This window comes from Lysinibacillus sp. G1-3 (genome assembly GCF_056322905.1).
The window spans coordinates 54404-63013 of the sequence record NZ_JBWHYQ010000028.1; the positions used below are offsets into that span (position 1 = coordinate 54404).

Annotated in this window: 11 protein-coding genes; all 11 read left to right on the top strand. The window is 32.7% G+C overall.

What is annotated here, in order from left to right; genetic code table 11:
* The first annotated feature begins 128 nt into the window (after positions 1–128).
* Positions 129–548 carry a hypothetical protein gene (locus ACVYAD_RS23160; RefSeq protein ID WP_476428107.1) on the top strand — a complete coding sequence of 140 codons (420 nt, stop codon included), beginning with the start codon at positions 129–131 and terminating at the stop codon, positions 546–548.
* A 168-nt stretch (positions 549–716) separates the two neighbouring features.
* Entirely contained in the window at positions 717–1652 is a 936-nt protein-coding gene (locus ACVYAD_RS23165) for a tyrosine-type recombinase/integrase (RefSeq protein ID WP_476428108.1), read from the top strand.
* Positions 1653–1870: 218 nt separating this feature from the next.
* Positions 1871–2092, top strand: a complete 222-nt coding sequence (locus ACVYAD_RS23170; RefSeq protein WP_476428109.1) for a hypothetical protein — start codon at positions 1871–1873, stop codon at positions 2090–2092.
* A 543-nt stretch (positions 2093–2635) separates the two neighbouring features.
* On the top strand, positions 2636–2851 hold the full coding sequence (locus tag ACVYAD_RS23175) for a hypothetical protein (RefSeq protein ID WP_476428110.1): 216 nt from the start codon (positions 2636–2638) through the stop codon (positions 2849–2851).
* 219 nt (positions 2852–3070) lie between these two features.
* On the top strand, positions 3071–3358 hold the full coding sequence (locus ACVYAD_RS23180; RefSeq protein ID WP_476428111.1) for a hypothetical protein: 288 nt from the start codon (positions 3071–3073) through the stop codon (positions 3356–3358).
* A 195-nt stretch (positions 3359–3553) separates the two neighbouring features.
* Positions 3554–4090, top strand: a complete 537-nt coding sequence (locus ACVYAD_RS23185) for a hypothetical protein (RefSeq protein ID WP_476428112.1) — start codon at positions 3554–3556, stop codon at positions 4088–4090.
* Positions 4091–4108: 18 nt separating this feature from the next.
* Positions 4109–4324: a DUF2187 family protein gene (locus ACVYAD_RS23190; RefSeq protein ID WP_476428113.1), complete on the top strand. Its 216-nt coding sequence runs from the start codon at positions 4109–4111 to the stop codon at positions 4322–4324.
* A gap of 162 nt (positions 4325–4486) precedes the next feature.
* On the top strand, positions 4487–5278 hold the full coding sequence (locus tag ACVYAD_RS23195; protein WP_476428114.1) for a hypothetical protein: 792 nt from the start codon (positions 4487–4489) through the stop codon (positions 5276–5278).
* A gap of 456 nt (positions 5279–5734) precedes the next feature.
* Positions 5735–7270, top strand: coding sequence for a primase C-terminal domain-containing protein (locus ACVYAD_RS23200; RefSeq protein ID WP_476428115.1), 1536 nt, complete (start codon positions 5735–5737; stop codon positions 7268–7270).
* A gap of 485 nt (positions 7271–7755) precedes the next feature.
* Positions 7756–8172, top strand: coding sequence for a hypothetical protein (locus ACVYAD_RS23205; protein ID WP_476428116.1), 417 nt, complete (start codon positions 7756–7758; stop codon positions 8170–8172).
* Positions 8173–8204: 32 nt separating this feature from the next.
* A partial coding sequence (ssb, locus tag ACVYAD_RS23210; RefSeq protein WP_476428117.1) for a single-stranded DNA-binding protein occupies positions 8205–8610 on the top strand: 406 nt, incomplete at its 3' end.

Here is an 8610-nt window from a genome sequence, read left to right on the forward strand (position 1 = left end):
TGTGAATTATCTACTGTTTTTTTGTGTGCCAATCATTAGTAAAACAGTAGATAATTCGGTATAATTTAAAATAGAAAACAGTAGATAATTCGTTTTCTGTTTATTGCAAGGGGGAGGGGCGTTTATTTATGACACTAGTAGACGATTTCATAGAGAAAATTTCTGATTTTGAAAATAACCATTTTGTCGCTGTAATTATAAAAAAGGGAGGAGAGGATAAAGCAGAGTGGATCTATTCAGAAAGTTATGTGAGGGCTTTGAAAGAGAAGTGTTTAGGTAACTTCACGCGAAAATCTGATAGGTTAAACGTAATGCGAAAAATTATTGATTTATATATTGAAAATAAAATTAGTGTTGTATCTATTCATGCAGCTTTTTTTTGTTTATTTAAAGCAAAGTTATTTTCAATGGAATTTGTAACAGCTGATGGTATGAATGTAAAACAAATCGGAATAAAAAGAATGAAGGCATTTGGGGGTATTCCCGAAATACGAGTTATACCTGATCATGAATTTTTAATGTACCAGGTAAATGACATAGTAAATTAGAATGTAGTAAATGTCTATAAAGTGTAAAATGTGGATATAGAACGAAGGAAACAAATCAAAACCTTAAAGTAGTCAATTAAACTTATATAACGTATAGTGCTGTAACACTATACGTTATCCTGGTGTTACCTTCGCCCTCTCTAAAGCATAACATAAGGGGCGTTTATATTGAATGAGAAACCAAGCAACAACTGGAAAAATATACATTTTAAAGATTGGTTAATTAAACGAGCAAGTACAGACAATACAATAAAAACTTATGAAAAAGCAGTTAGTTACTTTAACAATTGGTATTCTATGGTGTTTCATGAAGAAGTGGATTATAGAAAGGTTAGGCCAAATGACATAAGAGAATGGAAAAATTATTTGATTGAGGAACAAAAGAAAAAAGACGGCCAGCCATTATCCATTAGAACGATCAATAATTATATAGAAAGTATTAAAACATTCTTTCGTTATTTAGTAAGTATTGGAGAGATAGACGTTAATCCTACCGAAAATATTAAACCTCAGAAAATAGATATGGAATACACTCCACGATGGCTCGATAAGAACGAACAGATGGAGCTTATAAGAACTATAGAAAATCCAATATTAAAAAACAAAAATCCATGGTTGTATTCGAGGAATCATGTGATTGTCTATTTATCTTTGCATGCGGGACTTAGAATAAGTGAAATTGTAGCTCTAACAATTGATGATTTTAAAAACGGTTACATTCAAATTCGTAATGGTAAAGGACATTCTGCTAGGAAAGTACCAATAAATAAATCATTAGCTAAATCTATTGCTGAATGGCTAAATGAAAGAGCTGGAAGAGATCCTCAATCAACTTATTTTCTTTTATCTCAAAAGAAAAATCCATTAACGGAATCAGGTATATATAATTTATTTAATAAACTATCCGAAGAAACAAGAATAGAAGAATTAACTCCACATACACTCAGACATACATTTGCACACAATTTGATTGAAAAAGGAGAGCCTATTAACCGTGTGGCCCATTTATTAGGACATAGTGATCTAGAAACTACTAGACTATATATATCTTCTAAGAAGAAAAATTTAGAGGATGCTGTAAATAAATTATCTGATGAAGATTGATAATTTATGGTATAATATTTACAGATATACAAGAAAATTACACAAGCAACTTTCGTTGGTTGTTTGTGTAATTTTTATTTTTTAGCTACCTAGTAAATATTAAACAAATAATATGATAATTTACAATGGAAGGGTATGTAATTTAATGAAAACACTAGTTATTGAAGAAAAGCCGAGAGTTGCGAATTAATTTTTTATGTTGAAAGGAAGGAGTTATTATGATTTTTGAAGTAACAAAGGATAGCACTTTTTTTGATGTTGAACCGGAAAAACCTATGATTGAAGCCAAAAAAATTAAAAAATATAAGGGATGGTTTGTTGAGGTTGAAACCCTTGATGATTTAATTGCTTTACAAGATAAATATGGAGTTCTCGAATTGACAAAATCATGTGGCCACAAATATAAAGTTCTTAATATTCCGGATCATAATTTACTATGAATTGGGCGTCAGCACCAACAGGATACCAGGAGAGCAAAGGACGCTCTCTAGGTATCTGTAGGTGTCGCTTCGGTATTAAATGGCCCGATAACCACCAGCTGTACGCTTATGCTACACCTGGTAGGTTCCTGTTCCATTTACCTACGGCCATACCGAACGAAACGAAAAGAAGAAGGTCGTAAAAGACTAAATACAAAAGGAAGGCAGCCAAAAAACGGCTGCTTTTATTGTGAGCTTTTTCCCTTTGCCTTCCGAATCGTAAAACAGCGCAAGCCGTCTAAGCTTCCAGCAGGTCGAGCCTCCTAGGCTACGCCCTCCACCTGCAGGAAGCTAAGACAGCGAGCCAGTCGTTCAAGGGCGGAAAAACTTTTTGCTTAAGAACGCTACGCAACAGCAAAAACTTTTACCGAAAGCCCCCTTGACCGACAGTCTATACGTGTTTTTCGTTCTCCATGTCAAAGGGGAAAAATAATCCCCTTTGGGAACTGATCTCGCTTCTACAGGCAAAGCGAAAAATGAAAAGACTTAAAGGAGAAATGAAAAATGCCAAAGATCAAAACAATAAATAATAAGGATGGATCCTGGACTGTATTTAACTACATAAATGGAAAGTCAGCCAAGATTGTGAGAATTAATGAATACAACCTTTTGTCAATGCAAACAAATTTGTACCGTGTTGACTACAATGGCCAAACAGTTGCTTCTATGTTGGAACACTTTCAGACAGCTAAAAAGATTGCTGTAGAAAGAGTCAAATAAGATAGTTGAAAACAGAACGTATGTTCCGTATAATATAGATATGTATATTATACGGAGTTTTTTGGTCAATTAGTTCTATGATTATATGTTTATAATATAGATAAATTTGTAAATATTAATCCTAAATTATTAGTTCATTATATTAGTAAATGTGGTAAAATAGTATCAAAACTCATAATTTGTCCGTTTTTGTATTAATTTGTGAGAGGGAGATAGGAAATGATTGACTTAATTTTGTTAGAGACACAACAACAGGTAGCGTTAAAGAATACTGTTGATGACTATAAGGTGTTACTTGAAGAAGCTACAAAGAAAATTGAAAAAATTTCTAAAATAGATACTGATACATCTATTCAAAATCCTTTAGCTGCCATATTAATCGAGGTTTATGTAAAATGTCCTGAAGCTGTATGGGAATACGCTAAAGAACATGCAGTTATATCAAACATTTGTGAAAAAATGTTCCCACAGATGTTAGATGTGACAGCTAGGGAGAAATCAAGTTAAAATACTTGATTTTCTCTTGATAAACACTACCTTTATACCAAAAATAGTAAACAATATTGTAAAATTAGTATCATTATGTTATAATGATATATAAGTTATGGTATTAGATAAAACATTTATTTCTTTAAGAGAAAAAGGCTACCTATAGTAGCCTTCCCCTTATGGGGGGAGATTGATAGGAATGGAGGAAATCAAATGGTTAGCTGCCCTTATTGTGCTACAGAATTAATTTTAGATACTGATAAAAACACTCATTGTGATTTTTGTGATATTGAACTAGGCCCAAATTCAGAATTTGGTATGTATGCAGTAGACGGTAAACGACTTGAAAAACGGAAGCGTGTAACATACCTGGCTGCTGAAACTGTAAAGCTTCCTTTAAAACAATTATACGAGCTGCACCCATTAGATTTAATAATGTGTTTAAAGGAAGCACGTTCAGAACGTTCAAATATTTTTAGTGTTATGCGTATTTTCAATAAAGCAGACGGAGACAAAATTCCGGATGAAAAAAAGTTAGAAGAGTACAGATTACTTGCTGAAGAAACTGGAAAAGAATATGAATACTGGACACGTAAATGTTGGACTATTGAGAATTTGTTAATTGACAGAATCGGGTATTTCCCTGAAAAGATTAACAATGAATTTTTAGCGTCTTTTACAGCGAAAAATGAAAAATCATTGTTGAAACCTATGAAAATTAGCAAGGCAAAAGCAAAGCAAATAAATTAGAGAAGGGATTAACTAATAATGAAAAATCGTAAAGAAGTGGCGTTGTTTGATGATGTAGAATTTGAGAGAAAAGGTAAATCAGTTTACGGCAAAGTGGTAAGTATTCGAGAAAATACAGTTATGGTTAGTGTTGATTTGCTAACTCAAGAGATGTTAGAACTGCCAAATATGTATACAGTTGTGAACCATAAAAATTACAAGATCCTTTCCGGGAAAAATAATGTATTTCTTTAGTGAATAACGTTTTTTCAGAATTAATGAATACTGCAATAAGTGTATAAATAAGTATCTTTTTTAAAGTTTATTGTTGGAAAGCTCTAGAATATCACTGGAGCTTTTTATTATTGTTAAAAATGTATCTTTATATTATAATGTTGTATTAGTAGGAGGGATTTCATGACAATTATTATTTCGGCTTATTTACCAAAAAAGACATTAAAGGAAATCAATAAGTATATTCCAGGATCTAAACGTTCTAAGCTACTAAGTCAATTTATTATAGATGATCTTTATAAAGTGCCAGTGACAAAAGAAGGCATAGAAGAAATTCTTGATTTGGATAAAGACGAGGAAATGGTTATTCAACCATTATTTTTAGCTGAAGAGGCAATATATAAAATTGACTCTTATATAGACGAATTAAGAAATAAACTTATTGAAGAAACGGACAGTTTTAATCGTTACCGATCTATGATGATCCGTGCAATTACAAAAGAATTTGCCAAGTACGTTAAAGAAAATCCAGTTGAAAAGCAAGAAACACTGTTCCATCATGTCTTTGTACCAGCTGGCATTAAAGAAAGATTAGATAAACATATTGAACCAATGGAAAGAACCAGTACAATTAATAGTTTCATTCTAGATGAATATGTACCGAATGTAGATTCAGCGACATTAAAAAAACCTCTACCTAAAGATCGTGACCAAATCTCGATTTACCTAGATGTTAATACAACGTTGAGTAAGGTTGATGAAATAGCTCGTGATTATGGTGATAATGTAAAAAGGTCACACATTACAAGAGATGCAGTTTATCAATTGCTTGAACGTTTAGAGGCAGAAAAGCCGAAGAAAAACCATTTAGAAAAGACTTTAGAAAGAACTTTGGCAGAAATTTATAAACATGCTCAGCCAAATGAAATTAAGGAGATTTTAGAAAAATATTTGCCAAATACAGATGAAAAATAGTATTTTATGCTTCTATTTTTGAAAAATCGCTATAAGAAGATTAAAAGATATGATATGATATTGTAAAATTTAAGTATTTCGTGTATTATATTAAAGCGACAGCATGATATTTACCCATTCGGTAATATTGTCTTTAATTTAAAAGCTAAATAACAAGGAAAAAAGCCTGATGTTGGTAGCATCAGACTTTCAGTAAATTTAGCGTTCAACACAAATTCCCCTGACAAGGATTTATTGAACATAAAATAAATAAGTTTGAATTCATTTTATCATCTCTTTTTAATGGTGTAAAGTGATTTTGTAGTATTTATTTAAAGTAATTTAAACTAATTTAAACTAAACTAGTTTAAATAAATACTATAATTAGAAGCTTATATTTGTGTACAAGTGTTGAGCGCTGTTTGTAAAAAAACAGTAGGCAACACTTTTTTTGTTGCCTGGAAAGGAACACTTGATATGACACAAATTAAAAAACCTAATCCAATGGACGTACTACATTTCATAACACATGATGATTTATTAATGTTTAAGCCTAAAAAATCGAATGTTTCCATTGAAAAACAAGTTAAATATCAACAGAAAAATGCACAAACACAATATAAAAAAGGTGTAGTTTTTGTTTCGCCTTCTAAAGAGGCTTTATGTGAGGGAAAAGGCCATATTATTACATCCTATGAAACTTTACACCAACAATATGATGTTTTGACACATTGGACTCCTAATACATATTGGGGCGGTACATATTACAATTTTAAGAATCGCAAAATTAAAGGACATACGAAAGATAATTTAAAACAAATTAATGTTATTGGGTTTGATATTGATACAAAATCTATTCATCCCTATGAAATGTTTTTGGCATGTGATCAAGAGGAACTACCACGACCAAATTTAATTTTAGAAACACCAAAAGGATACCAGGGCTTTTTTATTCTATCCAATCCATTTTATATATCCGATAAAAATTCAGGTAATGCATTAACAGCTGCCGAGCGTCTGGCAACTAATGTTTTAGAGGCTTTGAAAAAGCATTTACCAATAGATAAGAATTGTACGCCTTTTGGTTTTTTCCGTATGCCAAACGATGAGAATATTGTGTTTTTTGATGATGAAATTGCTAATACTAGCAACTTATTAAGTTGGTCTAAAGAGTATGAAAAACGTAATCGAAAAATGAAATTTAAGGTACTTAATGGCGGTTCCAATGCCTCAGCATTGGATTACACATCTTCAGATTGGTACTTTGAACTTATTAACGCTACGCATATAGAAAGTGGTCATTTTGCAGGTAGTAGAAATAATACTTTATTTACTTTGGCACTTGCTGCTTATGCCAGTGAAAAACCATATGAAGCGACATATGACGAATTAGACCAATTTAATAGTAATTTAGAACAAAAACTTTCAAAAACGGAGTTTGAGAGAGTCCTTAAATCTGCATATAGCGGTAAATACTCTGGCCCTAAACGTGAATATGTTGAGGGTTTATTAGAGACGTGGACAAACGGTAAGGTAACTTTCAAAGGATCTAAAGGTTGGTATAAATTTAAGAAAGATAGAGACATAAGAGAACGTTCACATTACGAAGAAAGAGAAGAAGATATATTAAACTATTTAAATGGCCGTATTTGTCCTGAGAATCCATTTTTAACAGGTTCTTTAGTTAATCTTGCAGAAGAGTTTGGAATGGCTGTATCAACGCTAAAAGAGGTTCTAAAAAGATCTAAACAACTTGTGAAAAATGTTAAAGGTGCTGGCCGTGGTGCTGTAACAATGGTTACAACTAAAATTATGTTTTTCCGATCAGTATTACGTAAGCATAAAGAGAGAACGACACAAGCACAATTAAGTTATAAAGAATATTTAATTGTGGATGAAGTGATTAAAAGCACATTTGATTTTGCAGATTTAGACATTGAAGAATGGCTTAAAAACCCTTACAGATACGGGGTTCATGGTGGGCCGGCGCCGCCCGGCCGGCGCGTGGTTTAATAATGAGCCAGTCTGCCTTTACATATGTAATTCTCCTGGGTTGTAGCTCCGGGCATATTTTATAATCTAGTAAACAATTAATATTTTAATATCTTGTAATGCTTTGGTTCATTAATTTATCCCTGCAGATGGAGTATGCCTGGTGCATCTTTGGCCATTTAATTTATCCCTGCAGATGGAGTATGCCTGGTGCATCTTTGGCCATTTAATTTATCCCTGCAGATGGGGGTATGCCTGGTGCATCTTTGGCCATTTAATTTATCCCTGCAGATGGAGTATGCCTGGTGCATCTTTGGCCATTTAATTTATCCCTGCAGATGGAGTATGCCTGGATGTTATTGCAAATAAAACGATCTATTTTTAATCCTTTTTCATACGTGTAAATATAATTTTATCTGTAAATATCATTCAAAAATAAGTATCCGCATGTTATAATGATATTAAGTAATAAATTTAATTTTTAAATGATTGGAGAGGAAATATTAATGCTTGTTTGTGAAATTTGTGGTTCAAATGCAATTGAGGGCGATTTTGGAGAATCAAAGTATATTTGTGAAAATGTAAATTGCGAACGCTCTAAACCCGATTGGGCTTATAAGAAATATCGAAAAAAATTGAAACCAATTGAAGATAAGCAAAAAGCTCTTTGTAATTTTAGTAAGGGTTCAATTGAATTTTACGAGGCAAGATGGATTGGAGAAGGCTCAGCTTTGATTACATTACAAAATGGTACCGAAATTATGTGCCATGTAAGAGAAGGTAAATTTGAGCCTTTTGATAATCCATATTTTTTTAAAATGGGTATTTGTCTTCAAAATGATGTTATTGAGGAAATTAAGAGTAATATGCTGCAATTAATCCAATTGAGGAAAGATAAAATGGAGTTATTTAGAAATATGTGACTAAAAATAAAACAATCTAGAGGTGATTAAATATGATAAACCGTGTTGTATTAGTTGGAAGATTAACAAAAGATCCTGAGCTACGCTATACTCCGAATGGTATAGCGTCTACAAGATTTACAGTTGCGGTGAATCGAACTTTTTCAAACCAACAAGGTGATCGAGAAGCTGATTTCATTAGCTGTGTTGCTTGGCGTAAACAGGCCGAAAACCTAGCGAACTTCATGCGAAAAGGAAGTTTAATTGGAGTGGAAGGTCGCATTCAAACAGGCAGTTATGAAGGACAAGATGGTAAGCGTGTATACACAACTGATGTAGTGGCCGATAGCGTACAGTTTTTAGAACCTCGTAATGGTGGCGGTGCTCCTGCATCTCCTCAATATGGTGGTGGACAGACTTACGGTAATAACCAACCGTCATATGGCGGTGGTCAACCAC

Excerpts from the sequence above, each read along its gene's own strand:
- ACVYAD_RS23180 (WP_476428111.1), top strand. The coding sequence starts at position 3,071 with ATGATTGACTTAATTTTGTTAGAGACACAACAACAGGTAGCGTTAAAG.
- ACVYAD_RS23185 (WP_476428112.1), top strand. The coding sequence starts at position 3,554 with ATGGTTAGCTGCCCTTATTGTGCTACAGAATTAATTTTAGATACTGAT.
- ACVYAD_RS23175 (WP_476428110.1), top strand. The coding sequence starts at position 2,636 with ATGCCAAAGATCAAAACAATAAATAATAAGGATGGATCCTGGACTGTA.
- ACVYAD_RS23195 (WP_476428114.1), top strand. The coding sequence starts at position 4,487 with ATGACAATTATTATTTCGGCTTATTTACCAAAAAAGACATTAAAGGAA.
- ACVYAD_RS23190 (WP_476428113.1), top strand. The coding sequence starts at position 4,109 with ATGAAAAATCGTAAAGAAGTGGCGTTGTTTGATGATGTAGAATTTGAG.
- ACVYAD_RS23170 (WP_476428109.1), top strand. The coding sequence starts at position 1,871 with ATGATTTTTGAAGTAACAAAGGATAGCACTTTTTTTGATGTTGAACCG.
- ACVYAD_RS23200 (WP_476428115.1), top strand. The coding sequence starts at position 5,735 with ATGACACAAATTAAAAAACCTAATCCAATGGACGTACTACATTTCATA.
- ACVYAD_RS23160 (WP_476428107.1), top strand. The coding sequence starts at position 129 with ATGACACTAGTAGACGATTTCATAGAGAAAATTTCTGATTTTGAAAAT.
- ACVYAD_RS23205 (WP_476428116.1), top strand. The coding sequence starts at position 7,756 with ATGCTTGTTTGTGAAATTTGTGGTTCAAATGCAATTGAGGGCGATTTT.